This is a genomic window from Dryocola clanedunensis (genome assembly GCF_038405435.1).
Taxonomy (GTDB): domain Bacteria; phylum Pseudomonadota; class Gammaproteobacteria; order Enterobacterales; family Enterobacteriaceae; genus Dryocola; species Dryocola clanedunensis_A.
This window is the reverse complement of record NZ_JBBYHZ010000062.1, coordinates 1-375: the sequence shown is the minus strand read 5'-3', so window position 1 is coordinate 375 and position 375 is coordinate 1. Positions and strand designations below refer to the sequence as shown.

The window sequence follows — 375 nt, the reverse complement described above, 5'->3', positions numbered from 1 at the left end:
CAGACCTCCACGACGAGGGCGTCTTCCGCGCCGAGGACGGCGGCCATGGCCCCCACGCCGGTCGGGGCGGCTTCCTGCATCAACTGGCCGCGCAGGCGCACCAGATGGGCGCCGTCACGCAGCGACAGGGCGCCGGCGGCGACCAGGGCGGTGTACTCGCCCAGGCTGTGGCCGGCCAGGACGGCCGGCTTGGCGCCGCCAACGGCGTTCCAGGCGCGCCAGACGCCGATGCTGGCCGCCAGCAGGGCCGGCTGGGTGTACTCGGTGCGGTTGAGCATTTCCTCCGGGCCGCCCTGGGAAAGGGCCCAGAGGTCGACACCGGCGCCGTCGGAGGCCTCGGTGACAGCCTCGCGGATCTGCGGGTGCAGCTCGGCC

At 74.9% G+C, this 375-nt stretch carries 1 protein-coding gene; it reads right to left on the bottom strand.

Going from position 1 to position 375, the window contains the following annotated elements; genetic code table 11:
- Nucleotides 1-375 (bottom strand): ACP S-malonyltransferase (locus AAE045_RS23365; protein WP_455549703.1); only part of this gene is annotated, 375 nt, incomplete at both ends.